Genomic DNA, 24,385 nt, shown 5'->3' with positions numbered 1-24,385 from the left:
TGGCGCCGTATACCTAACTCGACGAGGTGTAGACTAGGTGCTCGACGCCGCCATGGCGGCATGCTTCCAGCACGTTGATGAAGCCGACCAGGTTGGCCTCGATGTACGCGTACGGATTGGTCAGCGAATAGCGCACGCCGGCTTGCGCAGCGAGGTTGACCACGCGCTGCGGGCGGAAGTCGGCAAATGCGCCCTCGAGCGCCGGGCGATCCTCGAGCGAGGCGCGCACGAAACGGAAGTTCGCATGCGGAGTCAGCCGGGCGAGCCGCGCTTCCTTGAGCGTGGGGTCGTAGTAGTCGTTGAGGTTGTCGTAGCCGAGCACTTCGTCGCCACGCGCGAGCAGGCGATGGCTCAGCGTGGATCCGATGAAGCCGGCGGCGCCGGTGACGAGTACGCGCATGAAGGGCCTTGGACGGTTCGGAGGGAGGGACCGACGGTAGGCGGAGCCGTGTCTACAGGCTGTCGTCGACCGCCGCGCGCGGCAAGGCGCGCTTGACGTCGAATAATACCGCGCCGGGCTTGCCGAAGCCGCGGATGCCGTCCGCGCCCAGGGCGATGAACTCGCGGTGCGAGACCGCCAGGATCACCGCGTCGTACTTGCCCGCTTCGGGCTGCGCGACCAGCTCCAGGCCGTACTCCTCGTGCGCCTCGGCCGGGCTCACCCACGGGTCGTGGATATGCACGTTGGCGTTGTAGCTGCGCAGTTCGGCGACGATGTCCACCACCCGGGTGTTGCGCAGGTCCGGGCAGTTCTCCTTGAATGCCAGGCCCAGGATCAGCACGTTGGACTGCGTGGTCTGCAGGCCGCGCTGGCCCATCAGCTTGGCCACGCGCTGGGCCACGTGCCCGCCCATGCCGTCGTTGATGCGGCGGCCGGCCAGGATCACGTCCGGGTGGTAGCCGATCTGCTGGGCCTTGTGGGTCAGGTAGTAGGGATCCACGCCGATGCAGTGGCCGCCGACCAGGCCGGGACGGAACGGCAGGAAGTTCCACTTGGTGCCGGCGGCTTCGAGCACTTCATGGGTGTCGATGCCCAGGCGATGGAAAATCAGCGCCAGTTCGTTGATCAGGGCGATGTTGACGTCGCGCTGGGTGTTCTCGATGACCTTGGCCGCTTCGGCCACCCGGATGCTGGAGGCCTTGTGGGTGCCGGCGACGACGATCGCCCCGTACAGCGCGTCGACGAAATCGGCGACCTCGGGGGTGGAACCGGAGGTCACCTTGGTGATGGTTTCCAGGCGGTGCTGCTTGTCGCCCGGGTTGATGCGCTCGGGGCTGTAGCCGGCATAGAAATCGTCGTTGAACACCAGTCCGGATTCGCGCGCGATGATCGGCACGCAGACTTCCTCGGTGGCGCCGGGGTAGACGGTGGATTCATAGATCGCCACGCCGCCGGGGCCGATCGCGCGGCCCACGGTGCGGCTGGCCGACTCCAGAGGCCGCAGGTCCGGGCGCTTGTACTCGTCGATGGGGGTGGGAACGGTGACGATGAAGACGTTGCAGCCCTTCAGCGCCTCGGGATCGTCGCTGAAGTCGAGCAGGGCGGCTTCCTTGAGCTCGGCCTCCGAGACCTCCAGGGTGTGGTCGTGGTGGCGGCGCAGTTCCTGCACGCGCTTGCCGTTGATGTCGAACCCCAGCGTGGGGAAGCGGCGCCCGAAGGCCGTGGCGAGCGGAAGGCCGACGTAGCCAAGGCCGATGACGGCAATCTTGACCTGGTCGAGCGCGGGCAGTGAGGCATTCATCAAGCGTCGTTCCCCTGTGGTGGACATGCGCACCGCTGGAAGTCTAGCGGGTGTGTACGCCGGGAAACGCGCAAACCATCGCGGAGAGGACACGCCGGATGGATTTGGCGGCGGGTTGGCCTGTCCGGCGCGGTCCTCGCGTATCAACCGGTGGAGCATGGCCCATCCCGGGCCGCGCCATGGAACGAATCGACAGGAACGGGGCATGCGGATCCTGCTGTGCGGCGGCGCCGGCTACATCGGGGCCCATACCTATGTGGAACTGGTGGCGCGCGGTCATCGCGTGCACATCGCCGACAACTTCTCCAACAGTTCGCCGCGGGTACTGGGCCGGCTAGAACGGATTACCGGCCAGCCGCCGGTGTGCCATACCCTCGATCTGCGGGATCGCGCCGCCATCCACGCGCTGTTCGACACCCATGCGTATGACGCGGTCGTCCATTTCGCCGCGCTGAAGTCGGTGGGCGAATCCTGCGAACGTCCGCTCGACTATTTCGAGAACAACATCGGCGGCACCATCCACCTGCTCCAGGCCATGCGCGACGCCGGCGTGCGCCGCCTGGTGTTCAGCTCATCGGCCACCGTCTACGGGGATCCGGAGCGGGTTCCCATCCATGAAGAAGCGCCGTTGCGGGTCACCAATCCCTACGGGCGGACCAAGCTGGTGATGGAGGAACTGATCGGCGACCTGTGCCGGGCCGATCCGGATTTCCAGGTCGTGAACCTGCGCTACTTCAATCCGGTCGGGGCCCACGTCTCGGGGCTGATTGGCGAGGACCCGGCGGGCATCCCCAACAACCTGATGCCCTACATCTGCCAGGTCGCGGTCGGCCGGCGCGAGCGCCTGAGCATCTTCGGTGGCGACTATCCCACCCGCGACGGCACCGGCGTGCGCGACTATATCCATGTGACCGACCTGGCCCGCGCGCATGCCGACGCGCTGGCCGCCCAGGCGCATGCGGGCGGCAATCTGACCGTCAACCTCGGGACCGGGCAGGGCGTCAGCGTGCTGGAACTGGTCCGCGCCTTCGCACGAGCCTCCGGACGGGACATTCCGTACGAGATCGTCGGTCGTCGCAGCGGCGACGTGGCCGAGGTCTATGCCGATCCGACGCGGGCACAGGCACTGCTGGGCTGGCGGGCGGGATTGGATGTCGACGCCATGTGCGAGGATGCCTGGCGCTGGCAGTCGATGAATCCGCGAGGCTACGAGGCCGCCTGAACCGACATCGCGCCGGAGCGATCCGCGCCGGGACGCTGGACGCTGCCGGCCTGTTCGCGGAGAATCCGCCGGACGGAGCCACCGACTGCTTGTCTTGCCACTGGAACGCGCGAACCGCATCGACGAGCACACCCGGAGCCGTTTCGGCTTCCGCACCTATCGGATGCGGGTGCTCGGGCTGGGCCTGGGCACGATCTGCGTCGGCGCGGTCCTGCACGACCATGGCGACGGCATCGCGCCGTGGCTGCTGCTGCTGTTCAATGGCCTCATCTGGCCGCACCTGGCCTACTGGCGGGTCCGCCGCAGCCACGACCCGATCAACGACGAGTACCGCAACCTGACCCTCGATGCCGCGATGGGCGGGTTCTGGGTGGCGGTCATGCGCTTCGACGCACTGCCGAGCACGCTGCTGGCGGTGATGCTCACGATGGACAAGATCATCATCGGCGGGCCGCGGTTCGGCGCGCGCACGCTGGGCGCGATGGCGCTTACGTGCCTGGCGACCAGCGCGGCCATGGGATTCGCCTTCGAGCCGCTGACCAGTTACGGCGTGGTTCTGGCCTGCCTGCCGTTCCTGGCGGTTTATCCGATGGCGATCGGCTTCGCCACCCACGCGATTTCGCGCAAGGCCCAGCAGCACAAGGAACTGCTGGAAAAGATGGCGCGCTTCGACGCCGCCACCGGCCTGATGAACCGCCAGCAGTGGCTCTACGCGGTATCGGTCGAATTGAACCGCTACCAGCGCGCGCGCCGGCCGGCGGTGCTGGTGCTGATCGACATCGACCACTTCAAGCAGATCAACGACACCCGCGGCCATACCGTCGGCGACAGCGTGGTGGAGGAATTCGCCCGGCTGATGAAGGCCTGCCTGCGCGATGGCGATACCGGCGGGCGCTATGGCGGCGACGAATTCGGCATCGTCATGCCGGATGCGCAATGGGAGGACGCGATCGTCGCGGCCGAACGCCTGCGCCGGCAGGTGGCGGCCTATGCGTTCACCCGCGACGGTCTGCGTTGCACGGTCAGTATCGGCCTGGCCGAAATCAGTCCCTCGATGGCGACCGTGAGCGACTGGATCGACGCCGCCGATCGCGGCCTTTACCAGGCCAAGCGCAAGGGCCGCGACTGCATCGTGGTCGGTTGAATCCTCAACCCTCGTCCTGTCCGCACAGCGCGGCGGCGACGGCGTCCGGTTGTTTCATCCAGGCGAAATGATCCGCGCGCGCGCCCAACGTGCTCGCGCCCAGCCGGGTGACGTGCTTGCGCCCGCGCGGGAACTTGGCGAGCAGGCCGGCCAGCGATGCCGGCGGCGCCAGCCAGTCGCGTTCGAACAGCACGCCGCGGATGGCCGGGGCAGCGGCGGCCATGACCGCCTCCAGATCCGCGTCCAGGCTGGCGGCGGCGTAGTGGCCGCTCAGGCCGACGGTGGCCCAGTCGCCAATCAGGCCGCGCGCTTCCTCGCCGCCGAAACCGAGCCGGCGACCCGGAAACGTGCCGCGACGGCGCGCGATCCAGATCGCGAACTGGTAGAACCAGGGCAACAGCCAGCCGCGCGGCGGGGCGAACGTCTTCCAGTACGGCGTGCCGCTGGCGACCAGCCACAGCCGTTCGAAGTCCTGCGCGTGCAGGCCCAGGTAGCAGGCCGCCAGTTGTCCGCCCAGGCTGTGCCCGCCGATGATGGTCCGTCCGCCGGCCCCCTGCGCGCGCATCGCCGCCTGGCTGGCCGGCAGATCCACGGCCAGCAGGTCGCGGTAGCCCCAGTCGTGCCGGCGATCCGGTCGCAGGCTGCTGCTGCCATTGCCGCGCCACTCATGCAGGTAGACCGCGATGCCGCGGGCCGCGAGCGCCTCGGCGAACGGCAGGTAGTGGCGGGCGGCCACGCCCAGCGCGGGCAGCCACAGCAGCTGCGCGCGGATCTGTTCCGGCACGCGCGCGGCCAGCGTCCAGCGGTGGCCATCGTCGCTCAGGACCGGCAGTTCCAGGGCGCGGATGCTCATGGGCGGGGCGAGGCTCCGAAATGATCCAGGACGAGGATCGCGCTGCGGCCGGGCCGATAGCCTTGCCGGAGCGCGGCATGCACGTAGTCGGAAGCGGCGAAGCAGGCGTCGGCCAGCGACATCCCACGGCACAGGTTGGCCGCGATCGCCGAAGCCAGCGTGCAGCCGGTGCCGTGCGCTTCCAGCGCCAGCCGCGGATGGGAAATGGCGCGCACGCCCGTCGCGTCGGCGAACAGGTCGGTGACGTCGCCGGTGCCGGGCAGGTGGCCCCCTTTCAGGAATACCGCCCGCGCGCCGAGTCCGAGCAGCGCCCGCGCGGCCGCATGCATGTCTTCCACGTTGGTGATGCGCCGGCCGAGCAGCAGCTCGGCTTCCGGCAGGTTGGGCGTGACCACGTCGGCCATCGGCAACAGGTGTTCGCGCAGCGCCTGCAGGGCGCTGTCCTCCAGCAGCTTGGCGCCGCTGGTGGCGACCATCACCGGATCCACCACCACGAACGCCGGCGCGCGTGCGCGCAGCACGTCGGCGACGGTGCCGATGACTTCGGCGGTGGCCAGCATGCCCAGCTTGGTCACGCGCACGTCGAAGTCGTCGAAGCAGGCGTCCAGCTGGGCACGCAGGAAATCCATCGGCGGCACGTTCACCGCGGTCACGCCACGGGTGTGCTGGGCGGTGAGGGCGGCGATGGCGGACAGCCCGTGCACGCGATGGGCGGCGAAGGTCTTGAGGTCGGCCTGGATGCCCGCGCCACCCCCGGAATCGGAACCGGCGATGGTGAGGGCGGAGACCACGGAAGGCAGCGTCATGGCCGGTATTGTGCCATCCGCCCGCGCCCAGGCCGCGTCAGGGCAGTGCCCGGTGCCGCGTCCAGTGCCGGTAGATCACGTACCCCAGCCCGGTCATGCCGGTCAGCAGCGCCGGCGCGAACAGGGCTTCATAGCTCCAGCGGCGGAACAGCCAGGCGCCGATCACGCCACCGACCAGGAATCCGCTGATGATCAATCCGCTCAGGGTCAATCGTCGCATCGGCAGCGGGCGACCGCGGATCAGATGGCCCAGGCCGATGCCCAGGTCGGTGAACATGCCGCTCAGGTGGGTGGTGCGGACCAGCGCGCCGCTGTAGGTGGTGACCATCGCGTTCTGCAATCCGCAGGCGGTGGCGGCCAGCAGCCCGCCCCAGATCTGTTCCTGCTGGAACAACGGCACCGACGCGGCCAGCAGCAGGGCTTCCACGGTCAGCACCACGCCATAGCGGCGGCCGAGCCGCAGCGTCTGGTCCTGGATGATCAGGCCGCTCAGGGTGGCGCCGAGACAGAAGGCGATCAGCACGCCCCAGAGATGCGCGATGGAACGACCATCGCCCGCGGCCAGCGCGGCGCCGAGCAGGCTGGTCGTGCCGGTGAGATGACTGATGGCCTGGTGTTCGAAGCCCAGGAAGCCGATGACGTTGACCATGCCGGCCACGCAAGCCAGCGCTATCGCGCCGATCCAGACCCAGCGCGGAAGATGCATGCCCATGTACAGGACGGAGTCGCCGAACCAGGAATGAGTCTAAGCGATCGGGTCCGGGTTCGCCTGCCGACGGACGCGATGGCGATGCCGGCGGTTGCCGGTATCGCCATTGCGGTTGCGATTGCGGGAGACGCCGCGCGCTCTACAGCACTTCCGACGCGTAGTCGGCCAGGCGCGAACGCTCGCCGCGGCGCAGGGTGATGTGCGCGCTGTGCGCCCAGACCTTGAACCGATCCACCGCGTAGGTGAGGCCGGAGGTGGTCTCGGTGAGATAGGGCGTATCGATCTGCTCGACGTTGCCCAGGCAGACGATCTTGGTGCCCGGCCCGGCGCGCGTGATCAGGGTCTTCATCTGCTTCGGGGTCAGGTTCTGCGCTTCGTCCAGGATCAGGTAGCGGCTCAGGAAGGTGCGTCCGCGCATGAAGTTCATCGAGCGGATCTTGATCCGGCTGGCCAGCAGATCGTTGGTCGCCGCGCGTCCCCATGCGCCGCCTTCCTGGTTGTGGGTCAGCACTTCCAGGTTGTCGGTCAGCGCGCCCATCCACGGCGTCATTTTTTCTTCCTCGGTACCCGGCAGGAAGCCGATGTCCTCGCCGACGCTGACGGTGGCGCGGGTCATGATGATCTCGCGGTAGCGCTGCTGATCCATCGTCTGCGCCAGTCCGGCCGCCAGCGCCAGCAGGGTCTTGCCGGTGCCGGCGGTGCCGAGCAGGGTGACGAAATCGATTTCCGGATCCATCAGCGCGTTCAGCGCGAAGTTCTGCTCGCGGTTGCGCGCGGTGATGCCCCAGACCGCGTGCTGGCCGTGGCGGAAATCGTCGACGATGGTCAGCGTGGCCTTGCGGTCCGCGCCGACCTTGACCACGCGCAGTTCGACCTCGTCGTCGCCGGGCAGGTACAGGTACTGGTTGGGATACCAGTCCTCGTCGTCGGCCAGGGTGATCTCGTAGCTGGTGCGGCCCTTGTCGCTCCAACTGCGCAGATCGGCGTTGTGCTTGTGCCAGAAATCCTCGCCCAGCTCGGTGGCGCCGGTGTACAGCAGGCTGAAGTCGTCGAGCGCGCGATCGTTCTCGTAGTCCTCGGCGGCCAGCCCGCTGATCGAGGCCTTGATGCGCAGGTTGATGTCCTTGGACACCAGGATGACCGGGACTTCCGGATGTTCCTCGCGCAGTTCCAGCACCGACGCCAGGATCTTGTTGTCCGGCGCCACGGTGCCGAAGGTGCGGCCCGGCTCCACCGGCTTGACCTGGAAGTACAGCTTGCCGATCTGGCCGCGCGACTTCAGCTGCAGGCCCTGCGGGTGGGTCAGGGTGATGCCGGCCTGGATGTGATCGGCGCCGGCGCCGACGATCAGTTCGTTGAGGAAACGGCTGACCTGGCGGGCGTTGCGGCTGACTTCGGAGGTGCCTTTCTTGGCGTTGTCCAGTTCCTCGATCACCTGCATCGGCAGGAACACGTCGTGTTCTTCGAACTTGAACAGCGCCGTGGGGTCGTGCATCAGCACGTTGGTGTCCAGCACATAGATGCGCTTGCTTCGGGTCATTCAGGCAGCCTCATGGAGGATGATATGTGTGAACACGCGTCGCGGAGAGCGCACAGCAGCGAACCACCACGCCCGCCGCGACACGGGATGGTGGAACAGGTGGAGAACGGTTCGATCACTGGGTTTGGAGCGCCTTCAATGCGTCCAGCACGGCCTGGGCGTGGCCGGGAACCTTGACGCCGCGCCACTCCTGCGCGAGGCGGCCGTCGGGAGAGACCAGGAAGGTGCTGCGGACCACGCCCAGCACCTTGCGCCCGTACATGTTCTTCTCGTGGATCACGTCGAACGCCTGGCAGAGTTTCTCATCGCCATCGCTGACCAGCGGGAACTTGAAGCCCTGCTTGGCGCAGAAATTGTCGTGCGACTTCACCGAGTCGCGCGACACGCCGAGCACGGTGGCGTTCAACTTCTTGAACTTCGGCAGCAGCGCGTTGAAGTCCAGGCCTTCGGTGGTGCAGCCGGGCGTGCTGTCCTTGGGATAGAAGTACAGCACCAGCCATTGGCCGGCGTAGTCGGCGAGGGTGGCGTGTTCGCCGCCGGACAGCGCCAGCGGCAGCTTGAGGGTGGATTTCGGTAGTGGTTTGCCGACGGTGGCCATTTGATGCTCAGGCATTCAGGGCGGGAGCCGGGCCAACGTCCATGCCATCGTATGTGCCGATGCCGTGGTCCGAGGCCAACGCGTAGAAATGCTGATTGCGCTCGTGTAGCGACAAAACGGTGTGCGATTCGACGCGTTCCACGTGCAGGAAGTAATACTTGTCCTGTCCTTCGTCGAGTTCCGGTACGAACAAATCGACAAACGAGTAGCCTTGCTGCTCCAATGTACCTTTCAGGACCATGAGCTGTTCGGGCGATGAGTCCGTGAAGAAATAGCCCCACAGCATCGGGCCATCGATATCCCAATCCGTCTTCTCGCGGATATCGCTGAACATCGCTTCGAGCGTCGGAAGGTCGATCGCCATCAGAACTTCATCGGATCCATGATCGCGTCCAGGTTCAGATGGTCGCAGAATTCGAGGAAATCGTCGCGCAGCGCGGCGATGTGCATGTTGGCGGGCACCCCGATGGTCACCTGCGCGGAAAACATCTCCGCCCCGGTCTGCATGGCCCGGTAACGGGTGCTCTGCAGGTTTTCGATGGTGATGCCCTGGCGGTCGAAGAAGTCGGCCAGCTGGAACAGGATGCCCGGCTTGTCGGCGGCCACCACTTCCACGATGTAGGGCAGCAGGTTGGACTGCACGACCTTGGGGCCGGTGCGATACCAGACGAGCTTCAGGCCCTCCTCGCGTTCCAGCCGGGTCATCATCGCTTCCAGCTTGGCCACCGAGTCCCAGGAACCGGTCGCCAGGGCCGTCACCGACACGTCCCGGCCCACCGTGGACAGGCGGGCATCGACCAGATTGCAGCCGCTGTCCGCGATCCGGCGCGTCACCGCCAACAGCGGGGACTCCGGATGCGTCGTGTAGGCGTTGATCAGGAGGTGATTTTCGTTCGGCGAAGGCCGGGGCGTGGGATCGGTCAAAGCGGCTTCCGGCAAGGCGGCGAGTCTGAATGGCACCCCGGGCGGGCACCCGGCACGGGATCCAGCATACTTGCCCGCGCTTTCACGCCGCAAGTAACATCGCAGGGTGCGCGGACGCCGCGCGGCCCCCTGTTCCACAAGACGTTCAAGAAGGCAGACGCTTGTCCCTTTCCGGCAGCATTACCGCATTGGCCACGCCGTTCACGGCGACTGGCGACCTCGACCTCGACGCCTGGCGCCGGCTGCTCAAACAGCAGTTGGACGGCGGCACGCAGGGCGTGGTCGTCGCCGGTTCGACCGGCGAGGCGGCGGCGTTGTCGGACGAGGAGTTCGAGCGCCTGCTGCGGAGCGCGGTGGAAATCCTCGGCGGCCACATTCCGGTGCTGGCCGGCACCGGCCAGATGAACACCGCCAAGACCATCGCCCAGACGCGCCGCGCGCAGGCGGCCGGCGCCGAGTACGCGCTGGTGGTCACCCCGCCTTACGTGCGGCCGACCCAGGCCGGCCTGATCGCGCACTATCGCGCGGTGGCCGAGCAGGGCGGTCTGCCGGTGGTGCTGTACAACGTGCCGGGCCGCACCGGTTGCGACATGCTGCCGGAAACGGTCGCCGAGCTGGCGCCGCATCCGCACATCGTCGGCATCAAGGAAGCCCGCTCCGAGCCGGAGCGGATGACCGCGCTGCTGGCGCTGCGCAACGACGGTTTCGTTGTCCTCAGCGGCGACGACCCCACCGCCGGCCGGGCCATGCTGGCCGGCGCGGACGGACTGATTTCGGTGGGTTCCAACGCCCTGCCACGCACGTTCCGCCGGCTCTGCGCCCACGCCCGCGCCGGCGATGCCGCGGCGGTGGCCGCGCTGGATGCGGAACTTGGCGAGATCTACGGTTTTCTCGGGGTGGAATCCAATCCCATCCCGGTCAAGGCGCTGCTGCAGCGCCAGGACCTCGGCGCGGGGCTGCGGTTGCCCTTGCTGCCGTTGTCCGCCGCCCATCAGGACACCGCGGATCGGCTGGCCGGACTGGCCCGTCGACTCGAAGAAGAATCCAGCCGCGAAACGATCGCGGCCTGAACCCAGGAGAACACCATGCGTTTTTCGCCTTCGCTCATGCGTCCGCTCGCCCTCGCGCTGCTGGCCGTTTCCGTGGCCGGCGGCCTGTCGGGCTGCAAGTGGTTCAGCAAGAAGGGCGCCAAGGGCGACTACGCGCTGAGCCCGGAAATGCGTCCGCTGGAAGTGCCGCCGGATCTCAACCTGCCCAGCAGCGCCGGTGCGATGACCCTGCCCAATACCGCCTCGCAGGTGCAGTCGCAGGGCCAGGGCAGCGCGCCCGCGGCGGCGTCCAACACCGGCTTCAACACCGCCGGCAGCCGCGATGAGGCCTTCGCCAAGGTCGGCGACGCGCTGGGCGGCATCGAAGGCGTGACCGTCGCCAGCCGCGCCCAGTTGCTGGGCACCTACGACGTGAACTACGAAGGCAGCAACTTCCTGGTGCGCGTGGTCGGCCTGCAGAATGGCGCCTACGTGTCCGCGGTGGATCCGCGCGGCCTGCCCGCGCAGGGCGAGGCGGCCACCAAGCTGATTGCCGCGCTGAAGGCCAAGCTCGGCAACTGAGCGCCCGGGCGGCGGTCACGAAAAAGGCGCCTTCATGGCGCCTTTTTTCTTGGTCGGATCTCCATGTCCGTGAAGACCCGGAGGGACGGGTATCAGCGTTCCAGCAGCGGCAGCTTGCCGGGCTTGCCTTCCCACTCCTTGGCATCGGGCAGCGGTTCCTTGCGGGTGGTGATCACCGGCCAGGCCTTGGCCAGTTCCGCGTTTAACTGCACGTAGCTTTCCTGCCCGGCCGGCACGTCGTCCTCCGGATAGATCGCGTTGATCGGGCATTCCGGCTCGCACAGGGTGCAGTCGATGCACTCATCGGGGTCGATCACCAGGAAGTTCGGACCTTCGTGGAAGCAATCCACCGGGCAGACTTCCACGCAATCGGTGTATTTGCATTTGATGCAGTTCTCGGTGACGACGAAGGGCATTGGCAGAGCATCGAAACGGGAAACCCGGCAAGTTTAAAGCAACGCGCTCATCGGGATGACATCGAGAGCGGTTCGTGTCGCGCCAGCCATGCATCCCGGCCGCAGTTCGTGCGACCAGCAATCCGGGCACGCCCGGAAAAAGCCATCCCTGTTGCCGGCGGGGTGGGAGCGGGTTGTTCCGTTACGGCCTGATTTTTGATTGTCAGGACGGTTGTTGTCCTGAAAATGGAACAACCCATTGGTCGGCCAGCTGTTTATCCTGCCGGTCCGGAACCGCATCCTTGCGCCCAACGTTTCCCGTGGAGGTTCCCGATGATCACTTTGCGTCCGGCCGCCGAGCGCGGCCACGCCAACCATGGCTGGCTGGATTCCTGGCACAGCTTTTCCTTCGCCGGCTACTACGACGACAACCACGTGCACTGGGGCCCGCTGCGGGTCATCAACGAGGATCGGGTGGAAGCCGGGCGCGGTTTCGGCCAGCACGGCCATCGCGACATGGAAATCATCAGCTATGTGCTGGAAGGCGCGCTGGGCCACAAGGATTCGATGGGCAATGCATCCAGCATCGTGCCCGGCGACGTGCAGCGGATGAGCGCCGGCACCGGCGTGCAGCATTCGGAGTTCAACTACAGCGAGTCCGGTACGACCCATTTCCTGCAGATCTGGATCATTCCGGATCGGCAGGGCGTGCCGCCGTCCTGTGAGCAGAAGGCGTTCTCCGCCCAGGACAAGCAGGGCCGCCTGCGCCTGATCGCCAGTCCGGACGGCGCCGACGGTTCGGTGGGTCTCCATCAGGACGCGCGGGTCTACGCCGGGTTGTTCGACGGCGACGAAAAGGCCGAACTGCGGCTGGCCGAAGGCCGCCTGGGCTACGTGCACGTCGCGCGTGGCGAGGTGACGGTCAATGGCCATGCGCTGGCGGCCGGCGACGCCCTTTTGTATGAAGGCGAGCCGCTGGTCTCCGTGGCCGCCGGGCGCAGCGCGGAAGTGCTGGTGTTCGATCTGCCCCGGATCTGAGTCGGGAAGGCCCGGGCGACGGCGTCGCCCGGGGCCATCCGGCGGGGCGGGAGTGGGATAATGCCGGGCGATCGTTTCCGACCGGAATTCCCGCTCCATGTCGCACCGTCACTGGGTGGCCGCGTCCATCCGCCGAATCGAGGCCGACTTCAATCGCTCGGCCGATACCCATCTGATTCCGCTGTCGCTGCCCGGCTATCCGGACATCGATTTCTATTTCAAGGACGAATCCAGCCATCCGACCGGCAGCCTGAAGCACCGGCTGGCGCGTTCGCTGTTCCTGTACGCGCTGGCCAACGGCTGGCTGCGCGAAGGCGCGCCCGTGATCGAGGCGTCGAGCGGATCCACCGCGGTGTCGGAAGCCTATTTCGCCCGGCTGCTGGGGCTGCCGTTCATCGCGGTGATTCCCGCCAGCACCTCGCCGGAGAAGATCGCCGCCATCGAATTCCAGGGCGGGCGCTGCCACCTGGTCGAACGCGCCTGCGATCTGGACGAAGCCTCGCGCCAGCTCGCGCGCGAGACCGGCGGGCATTTCATGGATCAGTTCACCTATGCCGAGCGGGCGACCGACTGGCGCGCGAACAACAACATCGCCGAATCGATCTTCAAGCAGATGGCGGCCGAACCGCATCCGGTGCCGGCCTGGATCGTCTGCAGCCCGGGCACCGGCGGCACCGCCGCCACGCTCGGGCGCTACGTGCGCTATCGCCAGCACGCCACCGACATCCTGTGCGCGGATCCGGAGATCTCGATGTTCTATGACGGCTATCGGGAAGCGCTGGCGGGCCGGCCCTGGCGTGACCTGGCCAGCACCGGCGGCTCGCGCATCGAAGGCATCGGCCGGCCACGGGTGGAAGCGAGCTTCCTGCCCAGCTGCGTGGACGCGATGGTCAAGGTGCCGGACGCGCTCTCGCTGGCGGCGATGCGCGAGGTCAGTGCGCGCCTCGGACGGCGCGTGGGTGGTTCCACCGGCACCAACTTCGTCGGCGTGCTGTGGGCGGCTCAGCGGATGAAGCAGGCCGGGCGCGCCGGCGCCATCGTGACCATCCTGTGCGATGCCGGCGAACGCTATGCGCACAGCTACTACGACCCGGCCTGGTACGCGGACAGCGGCATCGACGTGGACGACAGCGACAAAATGATTGCCGCCACGTGCGCCGGCCAGCCTTTGCCCGATCTGCCCTGGGTGGCGCAGGCGACCGGCTGAAAGCTTGCATCCCGGCCTGTCGCCTCCACCTTGGACAGGCATTCCCGTGACCCCGATGCCGATTCCTGGAGTTCCGACGTGACCCTTCCGCTGCTCGACTTTTCCGGCCTGCCGCGTTTCGACGCGATCCGCGCCGACCAGATCACCCCCGCCATCGAGCAATTGCTGGCCGAAGCGGAGGCGGCGGTGAAACGGGCGGAGACCGTGACGCCGATCAGCTGGGACGCATTCGTGGTGCCGCTCGACGACGCGACCGAACGCCTGTATCGGGCCTGGGGCCAGGTCACCCACCTGCAGGCGGTGGTCAATACGCCGGAACTGCGCGAGGCCTACAACGCCAACCTGCCCAAGGTGACCCGGTTCGGCAGCGCGCTGGGCCAGAACCTGGCGCTGTACGCGCAGTACAAGGCGCTGGCGCAGGCGCCGGAAGCCGCCGGTTACGACGAGGCACGGCGCAAGACGCTGGAAAACGCGCTGCGTGATTTCCGCCTCGGCGGCGCCGAGCTGGATGAAGCCGGCAAGGCGCGTTTCACCGCCATCCGCGAAGAGTTGTCGGCATTGTCGGCGAAGTTCTCCAACAACGTGCTCGATGCCACCGACGCGTGGGCGCTGTATGTCGAGGACGAGGTGCGGTTGGCCGGATTGCCCGCGGACGTGCTGGCCGCCGCCCGCGCGCAGGCCGAAAAGGAGGGACGCGACGGCTGGAAGCTGACCCTGCAGATGCCGTGCTATCTGCCGGTGCAGACCTACGCCGAGGACCGCGACCTGCGCGAACAGCTCTATCGCGCCAGCGCGGTACGCGCGTCCGAACTGGGCGGGGATGCCGGCCTGGACAATGGTCCGCTGATCCAACGCATCCTCGCGTTGCGCGCCGAACTGGCGGCGCTGCTGGGATTCGCCAGCTACGCCGATTACTCGGTCGCGACCAAGATGGCCGAAAGTCCGCAGGCGGTGCTGGCCTTCCTGCGCGACCTCGGTGGCCGGGCACTGCCGCATGCGCGGCGCGATCGCGCGGAACTGGAAGCGTTCGCGCGCGACGAACTCGGTTTGGCGCAGTTGGAAGCCTGGGATCTGGCCTGGGCCAGCGAAAAACTCAAGCAGGCGCGCTACAGCTATTCCGGGCAGGAAGTGAAGCAGTACTTCACTGAGCCGAAAGTGCTCGCCGGCCTGTTCGATCTGATCCACACGCTGTATGGCCTGCGGGTCGAACCGGATCAGGCGCCGGTCTGGCATCCGGATGTGCGCTTCTACCGGCTCAGTGACGACGAAGGCCGCCTGGTCGGGCAGTTCTACCTGGATCTGTACGCACGCGAGGGCAAGCGCGGCGGCGCCTGGATGGACGATGGCCGCAATCGCCGCGAACGCGGCGCGGGGCAGGGCGCGCAGACGCCGCTGGTGTATCTGGTCTGCAATTTCGGCCGCGGCGCCGATGGCAAGCCGGCCACCTTCAGCCACAACGAAGTGACCACCCTGTTCCATGAAATGGGCCACGGCCTGCACCAGTTGCTGACCCGGATCGGCGAACTGGCGGTGGCCGGCATCAACGGCGTGGAATGGGACGCGGTGGAACTGCCCAGCCAGTTCATGGAGAACTTCTGCTGGGAATGGGAGCGTGTCCAGGCGATGACCGCGCACGTGGACACGGGCGCACCGCTGCCGCGCGATCTGTTCGAGCGGATGCTGGCGGCGAAGAATTTCCAGAGCGGCATGGCCACCGTGCGGCAGCTCGAGTTCGGCCTGTTCGACATGCTGCTGCATGCCGGCGGGCTGGACCCGACCGGTGACGGCGTGCTGGCGCTGCTGGAACGCGTGCGCGACGAGATCGCGGTGAACCGGCCGCCGGCATGGAACCGCATCCCGCACCAGTTCAGCCACATCTTCGCCGGCGGCTATGCGGCCGGTTACTACAGCTACAAATGGGCCGAAGTGTTGAGCGCCGATGCCTACGCGGCCTTCGAGGAAGCGCCGGCGCGGCTCGCGGAAACCGGTGCCCGGTTCCGCAGCGAGGTGCTGGCGCGTGGCGGCAGCCGTGGGGCGGCGGAGAACTTCCGCGCGTTCCGCGGCCGCGAGCCACGCATCGACGCGCTGCTGCGGCACAGCGGCATGGCGTGAGTCGAGGGGAAGGGACGCCGGCGGAAACGCCGGCCCCGGAACGACACGGGCCCCGCGGGCCCGCATGGTGTTCAGCCGGTTTGGCGCTCCCTAGGGGACTCGAACCCCTGTTTTAGCCTTGAGAGGGCCACGTCCTAACCACTAGACGAAGGGAGCGTTTGGGTGATGCCGGCGAAGCGCATTAGTATATGCGGCTACCCCGGCCTTCGGCAATCGCCCGCGCCGGGGCACGAGACCACCTGACGGAACCGCCACCATTACCCCGATCATCGCCCTGCGCACCATTCCCCGCGACCAGCACCCGATCTCGCGCAAGGACATCAGTCCCAATGCCCTGCGCGTGCTGTACCGGCTGCGCGACGCGGGTTTCGCCGGCTACCTGGTCGGCGGCGCCGTGCGCGATCTGCTGGTCGGCGGGCATCCCAAGGATTTCGACGTCGCCACCGACGCCACCCCGGAGCAGGTCAAGCAGTTGTTCCGCAACTGCCGCCTGATCGGCCGCCGCTTCCGCCTGGCCCACGTGGTGTTCGGCAGCGAGATCATCGAGGTCGCCACCTTCCGCGCCAACAGCGACGACGGCAGCGGCGATCGCGAAATGGAGAACGGCCGGCTGGTGCGCGACAACGTCTACGGCACCGTCGAGGACGACGCGATCCGCCGCGACTTCACCGCCAATGCGCTGTACTACGCCATCGAGGATTTCTCGGTGCGCGACTATGTCGGCGGTTTCGAGGACGTGCAGGCCCGCACGCTGCGGCTGATCGGCGATCCGGAACAGCGCTATCGCGAGGATCCGGTGCGCATGCTGCGCGCCGTGCGCCTGGCCGCCAAGCTCGGCTTCTCGATCGAGGCCGCCACCGCCGAACCGATCGCCCGGCTGGCGCCGTTGTTGTCCGACGCCGCGCCGGCGCGCCTGTTCGAGGAAATCCTCAAATTGTTCCTGTCCGGCCACGCGGTCGCCAGCTTCGAGGGCCTGGAGCGGTTCGGCCTGCTCGGCGTGCTGCTGCCGGAGACCGCCACGGCGCTGGCGTCCAACCGCAGCGGCGCGCTGCGCCGGATGCTGGTCGAAGGGCTGGCCGGCACCGACCGGCGCGTGGCCAATGACGAGCCGGTCTCGCCGGCGTTCCTGTTCGCGCTGCTGCTGTGGCCGGCGTATTGCCGCGCGTTGATGGCGCTGCAGGCGCAGGGCGTGCACGCCGAAGAGGCGCAGCGCCGCGCCGCCGATCGGGTGACCCTGCACCAGCTCAACACGGTCGCGCTGCCGCGCCGCTTCTCGCTGCCGATGCAGGAAATCTGGCTGCTGCAGACGCGCTTCGGCAACCGCCAGCGCAAGCGGGTCATGCGCCTGCTCAGCCACCCGCGTTTCCGCGCCGCGTTCGACTTCCTGGTCCTGCGGTTGTCCGCCTCCAGCGAACATGCCGAGGACGTGGCGTTCTGGCGCGAGGCCCAGGCGCAGTCGCCGGAGGTCCTGGCCAACTCGCTGGTTTCCATGGCGGGCGCCGCGGACGAGGAGGGCACCGCCCCGGGCCGCCGCCGCCGCCGTCGCCGCCGTCGTACCGGCGCCGCTTCGCCGGAATGATCCCGCCAAACGTGGCCTTCGTCGGCCTGGGCGCGAACCTGGGCGACGCCCAGGCCAGCGTGCGCGCCGCCGCGGCCAGGCTGGGGCAACTGCCGGCGACCGAGTGCCTGGCGTTGTCCCGGCTGTACCGCACGCCGGCCTGGGGACTGGAAGCGCAACCGGATTTCATCAACGCCGTGGCCATGCTCCGTACCGGACTGGAACCGCTTGCACTGCTGGAGCACCTGCTCGCGGTGGAGCGCGACTTCGGTCGCGATCGCAGTCGCGAGCAGCGCTGGGGGCCACGCCGGCTGGATCTGGATCTGCTGCTGTTCGGGGATCGGGTGCTGGATGTACCCGGCCTGCAATTGCCGCATCCGCGCCTGCACGAACGCGCCTTCGCGCTGGTGCCGTTGCTGGAGGTGGCGCCGGATGCCTGGATTCCCGGCCACGGTTACGCACGGGACGCACTGTCCGGCCTGGAAAAGTCGAACATCCAGCCGTTATGAGGGGATAATGCATCCCCATGAGCACTCACGCCGATAGCAAGCCCTGGACCGTTCCCGCCCTGGCCGAAGCCAAGCGGGACGGACGCAAGCTGGTCATGCTGACCGCCTACGACGCCGGCTTCGCCCGGGTCTTCGACGCCAACGGCGCCGACCTGATCCTGGTCGGCGATTCGCTGGGCATGGTGGTGCAGGGACACGATTCGACCCTGCCGGTGAACACCGCCGACGTCGTCTACCACACCGCCGCCGTCGCCCGCGGACTCAACCGCGCGCTGCTGATCAGCGACCTGCCATTCCAGTCCGACGCCACGCCCGAGCGCGCGCTGGACGCATCGATCGCGCTGCTGCAGGCCGGGGCGGAGATGGTCAAGCTGGAAGGCGCCGGCCACAAGCTGGACGTGATCCGCTTCCTGGTCGAACGCGACATTCCGGTATGCGCGCACCTGGGCCTGACCCCGCAGTCGGTGCTCAAGTTCGGTGGCTACAAGGTGCAGGGACGCGACGAGGCCGCGGCCGCGCGCCTGCGCGCCGACGCCCGCGCGGTGGCCGACGCCGGCGCCGCGCTGCTGGTGCTGGAATGCGTGCCGTCGCCGCTCGCCGCCGCCATCACCGCCGACATCGCCATCCCGACCATCGGCATCGGCGCCGGTCCGGGCTGCGACGGCCAGGTGCTGGTGCTGCACGATTTCCTCGGCCTGGACACCGGCCACCGGCGCCCGAAGTTCGTCAAGGATTTCCTCGCCGAGGGCGGTTCGGTCGCCGGCGCGGTGCGTGCCTACGCCGACGCCGTGCGCGACGGCAGCTTCCCCGACGCCAGCCATTCCTACTGAGCCGCGCCATCGCGCGGTGATCCAGCGGCCTTTCCTGCGGACACCTTCATGCTAGAAACCATCACCGAACTGCACGATCTGCGCGCCCGCGTCAGGCAATGGAAACGCGAGGGCCTGAAAGTCGCGCTGGTGCCGACGATGGGCAACCTGCATGCCGGTCATTACTCGCTGGTCATGCTGGCGCGGCAGTACGCCGACCGCGTGGTGTCCAGCGTGTTCGTCAATCCGACCCAGTTCGGTCCGAACGAGGACTTCACCCGCTACCCGCGCACGCCGGAAGCGGACATGAGCGGTCTCGAAGGCGCCGGCTGCGATGTCCTGTGGTTGCCCACGGTGGAATCGATGTACCCCTTCGGCGTGGAACTGGCCGCCCGGGTACACGTGCCCGGCGTCAGCAGCCTGCTGGAGGGCGCGCATCGCCCGGGCCATTTCGATGGCGTTTGCACCGTGGTGAGCCGCCTGTTCAACCAGGTGCAGCCGGATCTGGCGGCCTTCGGCAAGAAGGACTACCAGCAACTGGCGGTGATCCGGCAGATGGTGGCGGACCTGGCGTTCCCGATCGAACTGCTGGCCGGCAGCATCGTGCGCGAAAGCGATGGCCTGGCGATGAGCTCGCGCAACCAGTACCTGTCGGCGGACGAGCGTCCGCGCGCCGCGGAAATCCGCCGCGTGCTCACCGCCATGCGTGACGGCATCGTGGGGGGAACCCCGCGCGCCGAGGTCGAAGCCGACGCCGCCCGCCAGCTGACCGCGGCCGGCTTCGTGGTGGACTACACCACGGTGCGCCGCCCCGACCTGAGCGAGCCGGCCGACGGCGAGCCCGGCAGCCGGGTCGCGCTGGTCGCCGCCCGCCTGGGCCGGACCCGGCTGATCGATAACCTGGAGTGGTGAGCGCGGCGCCCGCCGCCTGCTTCCACGCCCGCGCGTTACCGCTCGCCGCGTCCACGGCGGCGGCCTCCGGCCGCTGCTAAACTCCCGCTTCCTCCGTGGTCCGTTCCCCCGCCATGCAACTCAGCCTGCTCAAGACCAAAATCCACCGCGCCACCGTCACCCACGCCGAACTCAACTACGAAGGCTCCATCGCCATCGACGGCCTGCTGCTGGACGCCAGCGGCATCCGCGAGTTCGAGCAGGTGCACATCTGGGACGTGACCAACGGTGCGCGGTTCTCCACCTACGCCATCCGCGCCGACGAAGGCAGCGGCATCATCTCGCTCAATGGCGGCGCCGCGCGCCACGTGCAGATCGGCGACCTGATCATCATCGCCGCGTTCGCCGGCATGAGCGAGGAGGAAGCCGAGCGCTTCCAGCCCAAGCTGATCTACGTCGATGGCAGCAACAAGATCACCCACACCAACCACAGCATCCCCAAGCAGGCCGCATGAGCCAGACACCGGGTTTCGACGCATTGCAGTCCCACGCCACGCGCCTGCGCGGGCAGTCCCTGCCGGCGCTGCTGGCGCAGGATCCGGCGCGCGCCACCGACTTCGCTCTGCGCCACGGCCCGCTGTATTTCAACTTCGCCCGCCAGGGCTATGACCGCGACGCGCTGTCGGCGCTGATCGCGCTGGGCGAGTCGCGGGATCTGAAGGGCGCGTACCGGCGCCTGTTCGACGGCGAGAAGGTCAACGTCACCGAAGGCCGCGCCGCGCTGCACACCGCGCTGCGGGGCAATCACTCCGGCGCCGCCGCCGCGCGCGAGGCCTTTGCCACCGCCAGCGCGGTGCGCGAACGCATGGCCGCGCTGATCGCGGATCTGGAAGCCGGCGACGTCACCGACATCGTCAGCGTCGGCATCGGCGGTTCCGACCTTGGCCCGCGGCTGGTCGCAGACGCGCTGCGCGGACCGTTGCCGGGCCGCTTCCGGGTGCATTTCCTCTCCAACGTCGACGGCGCCGCCGCCCAGCGCGTGCTGGCGCCGCTGGATCCGCGCAAGACCGCGGCCATCCTGATTTCCAAGACCTTCGGCACCCAGGAAACCCTGCTCAATGGCGGCATCCTGCGCGACTGGCTCGGCGGCAGCGATCGGCTGTATGCGGTCAGCGCCAATCCGGAGCGGGCCGCCGCCGCGTTCGCGATCGACGCCGCGCGCGTGCTGCCGATGTGGGATTGGGTGGGCGGCCGCTATTCGCTGTGGTCGGCGGTCGGCCTGCCGATCGCGCTGGCGATCGGTTTCGAGCGCTTCGAGGCGCTGCTGGCCGGCGCCTCGGATTTCGACGCGCACGTGCTGGATACCGCGCCCGCCGACAACATCGCGGTACGCCACGCGCTGACCGCGATCTGGAACCGCAACGCGCTCGGCCATGCCGCGCACGGCGTGATGACCTACGACCAGCGCCTGGCGCTGCTGCCGGCCTACCTGCAGCAACTGGTGATGGAAAGCCTGGGCAAGTCGGTGAAACTGGACGGCAGCCCGGTCGGCGTGGACACCGTCCCGGTCTGGTGGGGCGGCGCCGGCACCGACGTGCAGCACAGCTTCTTCCAGGCGCTGCACCAGGGCACCGGCATCGTGCCGCTGGATTTCGTCGGCACCGTCCGCAACGATGATCCGTACGCGGAGAACCACCTGGCGCTGATGTCCAACCTGCTGGCGCAGACCGAGGCGCTGGCGAACGGGCAGGGCAGCGAGGATCCGCACCGCGCGTATCCGGGCAGCCGTCCGAGCACGCTGATCCTGCTGGATGCGCTGACCCCGCAGACCCTGGGCGGCCTGATCGCCATGTACGAGCACAGCGTGTACGCGCAGTCGGTGCTATGGGGCATCAACGCCTTCGATCAGTTCGGCGTGGAACTGGGCAAGCAACTGGCCAACGGCCTGTTGCCGGCGCTCAAGGGCGAAGCACAGGCGAGCGACCCGGTCACCCGCGTGCTGCTGGAAGAGTTGCGCAAGCGCGGTTGATTCGAGCGGGAAACGCCTTGTAGGAGCGACGTGAGTCGCGACGACGGAAACCATCCGGTCGCGACTCACGTCGCTCCTGCGGGGCTGGGCTCAGCCGAGCCCGTGCCGTTGCAGCGCCCACGCCACGTGTTCGCGCACCAGCGGTGACGCATCGTCGCGGCGCGAGGCCAGCGCGGCCAGCACGTCCGGCGTCGTCGGCGCGTTGCCCAAGGCCACCGCGATGTTGCGCAGCCAGCGCTCATGGCCGCTGCGGCGGATCGCGGAGCCTTCGGTGCGGCGCAGGAATTCGGCTTCGTCCCAGGCAAACAGCTGCGCCAGGGTCGCGGTGTCCAGATCGTTGCGGGCGCGGAAATCCGGCTCGTCGTGGCGTTTGGCGAACTTGTTCCAGGGACAAACCAGCTGGCAGTCGTCGCAGCCGAAGATGCGGTTGCCCATCGGCGCACGCAGGTCTTCCGGTATCGCGCCGTCATGTTCGATGGTCAGGTAGGAGATGCAGCGCCTTGCGTCGAGCCGGTACGGCGCGGTGATCGCCTGGGTCGGGCAGATCTCGATGCAGCGCATGCAGGTGCCGCAGTGCGCGCTGGCGGGCGCGTCGACGGGCAGCGGCAGATCGACGTAGATCTCGCCGAGGAAAAACCAGGAGCCGCCATCCTTGTCGATCAGGCAGGTGTGCTTGCCGATCCAGCCGAGCCCGGCGTTGCGTGCGAGCGCGCGTTCCAGCACCGGCGCCGAATCGACGAACACGCGGTGGCCGAATGGCCCGATTTCCTCCTGCAACCGATCGGCCAGCCGTTGCAGGCGGTTGCGCATCAGCTTGTGGTAATCGCGTCCCAGCGCATAGCGCGCCACGTAGGCGCGTTCGCCGTCGGCGAGCGTCCGCCAGGCGTCGTCGCCGTCGTTGCGGCCGTAGTCCAGGCCCACCGAGATCACCCGCAGCGTTCCGGGCAGCAGTTCCTGCGGGCGGCTGCGCTTGTCGCCGTGACGCGCCATCCAGTCCATCGAGCCGTACAGGCCCTGCGCCAGCCAGTCGCGCAGATGGTCCTCGTCCGGCCCCAGTTCGACGCCGGCGATGCCGCAGCGCTGGAAACCGAACTCGCGCGCCAGCCCACGCACCCGCGCGGCGAGCGCGGCGGGGTCCGGCGGGAAGGCGGGCGCGGTGGAAGACATGCCGCAAGTATAGAATCGGCCGCATGTCCGGCAGCTTTCCCCTGTACGACACCCGTGCCGCGCGCGAACTGGACGCGCGCGCCAGCGCCCGCCTGGGCGGGGATCCGTACGTCCTGATGCTGCGGGCGGGTCAGGCGGCGTGGCGTCACCTGCTGGCGGAATGGCCGCAGGCGCAGCGGATCGTGTTGGTGTGCGGGCCCGGCAACAACGGCGGCGATGGCTACGTGCTGGCGCACCTGGCGCGCCGCTCCGGCCGCGCGGTCGTGGTGGTGCATCTGGACGAGCACGCGCCGCGCACGCCGTCCAGCCAGCGCGCCTGCACCGACTACATCGCCGCCGGTGGACGGGTGGAGCTGTTCGACACGCTCCTGCCCGCCGCGGATCTGGTGGTCGACGCGCTGTTCGGCATCGGCCTGTCGCGCCCGCCCGATGCGGGAGCCGCGCGGTTGATCGAGGCGATCAACGCGCAGAGCGCGCCGGTGTTCTCGCTGGATGTCCCCAGTGGCGTGGACGCCGATCGCGGACACGTGCCCGGCGTGGCGGTGCTGGCCTCGCGCACGCTGCAGTTCATCGCCGAGCATGTCGGGTTGCGGACCGGCGACGCGCTGGAATACACCGGCGCGTGCGCGCTGGACGAACTCGATGTTCCGGACGAGATCTACACCGATATCGCGCCCGCGGCGAACGGGCTGGGACAGGGCGCGCTCGCGCGCTGGCTGTTGCCGCGGCGGCGCAATACCCACAAGGGGGAATCGGGACGGGTGCTGTGCATCGGTGGCGATCACGGCAGCGGTGGCGCCATCGCACTGTGCGCGGAGGCGGCCTTGCGGGCCGGCGCCGGCCTGCTGCGGGTGGCCACGCGCGAGCGCCACGTCGGACCGATCCTGGCGCGCAGACCCGAAGCGATGGTGCGCGCGGTGGAATCCGGCGAGGACCTGGCACCGCTGCTGCCGGCGGCCGACCTCATCGCGCTTGGGCCCGGACTGGGACAAGGCGAGTGGGGCCAGGGCCTGTACGAACTGGCGTTGCGCGCGGGAAAACCCTGCGTGCTGGATGCGGATGCGCTCAACCTGCTGGCCGCTCATCCACACGAGCTGCACGACGCGATCCTGACGCCGCATCCCGGTGAGGCCGCGCGCTTGCTGGGCGTGGACACGCGCGAGATCCAGCAGGACCGCCTGGCCGCCGCGCGTGCGCTGGCCGAACAGCATCGCGCCGTGATCGTACTCAAGGGCGCGGGCACGATCATCGCCGCGCCCGAGGTCATCCCATGCGTGCTCGATGCGGGCAATCCCGGCATGGCCGTCGGCGGCATGGGCGATGTGCTGACCGGCATCATCGCGGCGCTGCGTGCGCAGGGACTGGCGGCTTTCGATGCGGCGCGCGCCGGCGCGTTGCTGCATTCGCTGGCGGCCGATGCCGCCGCCGCCGAAGGCGAACGCGGTTTGTTGCCCTCGGATCTGATGCCGATCGTGCGTCAGCTGGCCAATCCCTGAGCACCGGGCGAACGCTAGAATCGCGA

24 protein-coding genes, 1 tRNA gene and 1 pseudogene are annotated in these 24,385 nt (G+C 68.3%); 14 read left to right on the top strand and 12 right to left on the bottom strand.

Going from position 1 to position 24,385, the window contains the following annotated elements; all coding sequences use genetic code 11:
• Nucleotides 1–16: 16 nt before the first annotated feature.
• Both ACTHN1_RS13180 and ACTHN1_RS13175 read right to left on the bottom strand, forming a co-directional pair.
• A pseudogene (locus tag ACTHN1_RS13180) lies at nucleotides 17–400 on the bottom strand (NAD-dependent epimerase/dehydratase family protein); the annotation flags it as partial.
• 52 nt (nucleotides 401–452) lie between these two features.
• Nucleotides 453–1,742 carry a nucleotide sugar dehydrogenase gene (locus ACTHN1_RS13175; RefSeq protein WP_440471393.1) on the bottom strand — a complete coding sequence of 430 codons (1,290 nt, stop codon included), beginning with the start codon at nucleotides 1,740–1,742 and terminating at the stop codon, nucleotides 453–455.
• Between the two features lie 205 nt (nucleotides 1,743–1,947).
• Between ACTHN1_RS13175 and galE the strand changes: the two genes are divergently transcribed.
• On the top strand, nucleotides 1,948–2,964 hold the full coding sequence (gene galE, locus ACTHN1_RS13170; RefSeq protein ID WP_440471392.1) for a UDP-glucose 4-epimerase GalE: 1,017 nt from the start codon (nucleotides 1,948–1,950) through the stop codon (nucleotides 2,962–2,964).
• A 94-nt stretch (nucleotides 2,965–3,058) separates the two neighbouring features.
• Nucleotides 3,059–4,108, top strand: a complete 1,050-nt coding sequence (locus ACTHN1_RS13165) for a diguanylate cyclase (protein ID WP_440471391.1) — start codon at nucleotides 3,059–3,061, stop codon at nucleotides 4,106–4,108.
• A gap of 4 nt (nucleotides 4,109–4,112) precedes the next feature.
• Here the strand turns inward: ACTHN1_RS13165 and ACTHN1_RS13160 are convergent, their stop codons facing one another.
• The 7 genes from ACTHN1_RS13160 to ACTHN1_RS13130 form a co-directional block, all read right to left on the bottom strand.
• Complete coding sequence (locus ACTHN1_RS13160; protein ID WP_440471390.1) at nucleotides 4,113–4,961, bottom strand: alpha/beta hydrolase family protein; 849 nt, start codon at nucleotides 4,959–4,961, stop codon at nucleotides 4,113–4,115.
• Nucleotides 4,958–5,767, bottom strand: coding sequence for a bifunctional hydroxymethylpyrimidine kinase/phosphomethylpyrimidine kinase (thiD, locus tag ACTHN1_RS13155; protein WP_440471389.1), 810 nt, complete (start codon nucleotides 5,765–5,767; stop codon nucleotides 4,958–4,960). The genes ACTHN1_RS13160 and thiD overlap by 4 nt, the downstream gene beginning before the upstream one ends.
• Before the next feature lie 37 nt (nucleotides 5,768–5,804).
• Nucleotides 5,805–6,479, bottom strand: coding sequence for a YoaK family protein (locus tag ACTHN1_RS13150; RefSeq protein WP_440471388.1), 675 nt, complete (start codon nucleotides 6,477–6,479; stop codon nucleotides 5,805–5,807).
• Nucleotides 6,480–6,615: 136 nt separating this feature from the next.
• Complete coding sequence (locus ACTHN1_RS13145; protein WP_440471387.1) at nucleotides 6,616–8,016, bottom strand: PhoH family protein; 1,401 nt, start codon at nucleotides 8,014–8,016, stop codon at nucleotides 6,616–6,618.
• 115 nt (nucleotides 8,017–8,131) lie between these two features.
• Complete coding sequence (locus ACTHN1_RS13140; RefSeq protein ID WP_440471396.1) at nucleotides 8,132–8,614, bottom strand: peroxiredoxin; 483 nt, start codon at nucleotides 8,612–8,614, stop codon at nucleotides 8,132–8,134.
• A 7-nt stretch (nucleotides 8,615–8,621) separates the two neighbouring features.
• Nucleotides 8,622–8,972, bottom strand: a complete 351-nt coding sequence (locus ACTHN1_RS13135) for a ribonuclease E inhibitor RraB (protein WP_440471395.1) — start codon at nucleotides 8,970–8,972, stop codon at nucleotides 8,622–8,624.
• Nucleotides 8,973–8,977: 5 nt separating this feature from the next.
• Nucleotides 8,978–9,538 (bottom strand): glycine cleavage system protein R, encoded by a 561-nt coding sequence (locus ACTHN1_RS13130; protein WP_141453362.1) that lies wholly within the window; start codon nucleotides 9,536–9,538, stop codon nucleotides 8,978–8,980.
• A 161-nt stretch (nucleotides 9,539–9,699) separates the two neighbouring features.
• On the opposite strand from ACTHN1_RS13130, the gene dapA reads away from it, so the two are divergent.
• Entirely contained in the window at nucleotides 9,700–10,608 is a 909-nt protein-coding gene (dapA, locus tag ACTHN1_RS13125; protein ID WP_440471386.1) for a 4-hydroxy-tetrahydrodipicolinate synthase, read from the top strand.
• Nucleotides 10,609–10,623: 15 nt separating this feature from the next.
• A complete protein-coding gene (locus tag ACTHN1_RS13120; RefSeq protein ID WP_440471385.1) occupies nucleotides 10,624–11,148 on the top strand; it encodes a hypothetical protein in 525 nt (174 codons plus the stop codon).
• A 92-nt stretch (nucleotides 11,149–11,240) separates the two neighbouring features.
• Here the strand turns inward: ACTHN1_RS13120 and fdxA are convergent, their stop codons facing one another.
• On the bottom strand, nucleotides 11,241–11,564 hold the full coding sequence (fdxA, locus tag ACTHN1_RS13115) for a ferredoxin FdxA (protein WP_440471384.1): 324 nt from the start codon (nucleotides 11,562–11,564) through the stop codon (nucleotides 11,241–11,243).
• Nucleotides 11,565–11,876: 312 nt separating this feature from the next.
• On the opposite strand from fdxA, the gene ACTHN1_RS13110 reads away from it, so the two are divergent.
• From ACTHN1_RS13110 to ACTHN1_RS13100, 3 genes are all read left to right on the top strand, one after another.
• Nucleotides 11,877–12,581 carry a pirin family protein gene (locus ACTHN1_RS13110; RefSeq protein ID WP_440471383.1) on the top strand — a complete coding sequence of 235 codons (705 nt, stop codon included), beginning with the start codon at nucleotides 11,877–11,879 and terminating at the stop codon, nucleotides 12,579–12,581.
• 97 nt (nucleotides 12,582–12,678) lie between these two features.
• Entirely contained in the window at nucleotides 12,679–13,788 is a 1,110-nt protein-coding gene (locus ACTHN1_RS13105) for a PLP-dependent cysteine synthase family protein (protein ID WP_440471382.1), read from the top strand.
• Nucleotides 13,789–13,866: 78 nt separating this feature from the next.
• Entirely contained in the window at nucleotides 13,867–15,900 is a 2,034-nt protein-coding gene (locus tag ACTHN1_RS13100) for a M3 family metallopeptidase (protein ID WP_440471381.1), read from the top strand.
• A gap of 81 nt (nucleotides 15,901–15,981) precedes the next feature.
• Here ACTHN1_RS13100 and ACTHN1_RS13095 read toward each other — a convergent pair.
• Nucleotides 15,982–16,056, bottom strand: a tRNA-Glu gene (locus ACTHN1_RS13095).
• Between the two features lie 100 nt (nucleotides 16,057–16,156).
• Between ACTHN1_RS13095 and pcnB the strand changes: the two genes are divergently transcribed.
• The 6 genes from pcnB (at nucleotide 16,157) to pgi (ending at nucleotide 21,696) form a co-directional block, all read left to right on the top strand.
• On the top strand, nucleotides 16,157–17,479 hold the full coding sequence (gene pcnB / locus ACTHN1_RS13090; RefSeq protein ID WP_440471394.1) for a polynucleotide adenylyltransferase PcnB: 1,323 nt from the start codon (nucleotides 16,157–16,159) through the stop codon (nucleotides 17,477–17,479).
• The gene (folK, locus tag ACTHN1_RS13085) at nucleotides 17,476–17,967 is read left to right on the top strand and encodes a 2-amino-4-hydroxy-6-hydroxymethyldihydropteridine diphosphokinase (RefSeq protein ID WP_440471380.1); all 492 of its coding nucleotides are present in this window, start codon (nucleotides 17,476–17,478) and stop codon (nucleotides 17,965–17,967) included. The genes pcnB and folK overlap by 4 nt, the downstream gene beginning before the upstream one ends.
• 17 nt (nucleotides 17,968–17,984) lie before the next feature.
• Nucleotides 17,985–18,797, top strand: coding sequence for a 3-methyl-2-oxobutanoate hydroxymethyltransferase (panB, locus tag ACTHN1_RS13080; RefSeq protein WP_440471379.1), 813 nt, complete (start codon nucleotides 17,985–17,987; stop codon nucleotides 18,795–18,797).
• A gap of 48 nt (nucleotides 18,798–18,845) precedes the next feature.
• Complete coding sequence (gene panC / locus ACTHN1_RS13075) at nucleotides 18,846–19,688, top strand: pantoate--beta-alanine ligase (RefSeq protein WP_440471378.1); 843 nt, start codon at nucleotides 18,846–18,848, stop codon at nucleotides 19,686–19,688.
• Nucleotides 19,689–19,801: 113 nt separating this feature from the next.
• Nucleotides 19,802–20,182: an aspartate 1-decarboxylase gene (gene panD, locus ACTHN1_RS13070; RefSeq protein ID WP_440471377.1), complete on the top strand. Its 381-nt coding sequence runs from the start codon at nucleotides 19,802–19,804 to the stop codon at nucleotides 20,180–20,182.
• Nucleotides 20,179–21,696 carry a glucose-6-phosphate isomerase gene (pgi, locus tag ACTHN1_RS13065; RefSeq protein ID WP_440471376.1) on the top strand — a complete coding sequence of 506 codons (1,518 nt, stop codon included), beginning with the start codon at nucleotides 20,179–20,181 and terminating at the stop codon, nucleotides 21,694–21,696. Before panD ends, pgi begins: the two co-directional genes overlap by 4 nt.
• Nucleotides 21,697–21,786: 90 nt before the next feature.
• Here pgi and queG read toward each other — a convergent pair whose 3' ends face one another.
• Nucleotides 21,787–22,863: a tRNA epoxyqueuosine(34) reductase QueG gene (queG, locus tag ACTHN1_RS13060; protein WP_440471375.1), complete on the bottom strand. Its 1,077-nt coding sequence runs from the start codon at nucleotides 22,861–22,863 to the stop codon at nucleotides 21,787–21,789.
• A gap of 23 nt (nucleotides 22,864–22,886) precedes the next feature.
• On the opposite strand from queG, the gene ACTHN1_RS13055 reads away from it, so the two are divergent.
• Nucleotides 22,887–24,359, top strand: a complete 1,473-nt coding sequence (locus tag ACTHN1_RS13055) for an NAD(P)H-hydrate dehydratase (protein ID WP_440471374.1) — start codon at nucleotides 22,887–22,889, stop codon at nucleotides 24,357–24,359.
• Nucleotides 24,360–24,385: the final 26 nt, after the last annotated feature.

The sequence above is a fragment of the Pseudoxanthomonas sp. genome, assembly GCF_051953815.1.
Classification (GTDB): domain Bacteria; phylum Pseudomonadota; class Gammaproteobacteria; order Xanthomonadales; family Xanthomonadaceae; genus Pseudoxanthomonas_A.
Note: the sequence above shows the minus strand (reverse complement) of the source record. Positions and strands in the feature narration are given on the sequence as shown.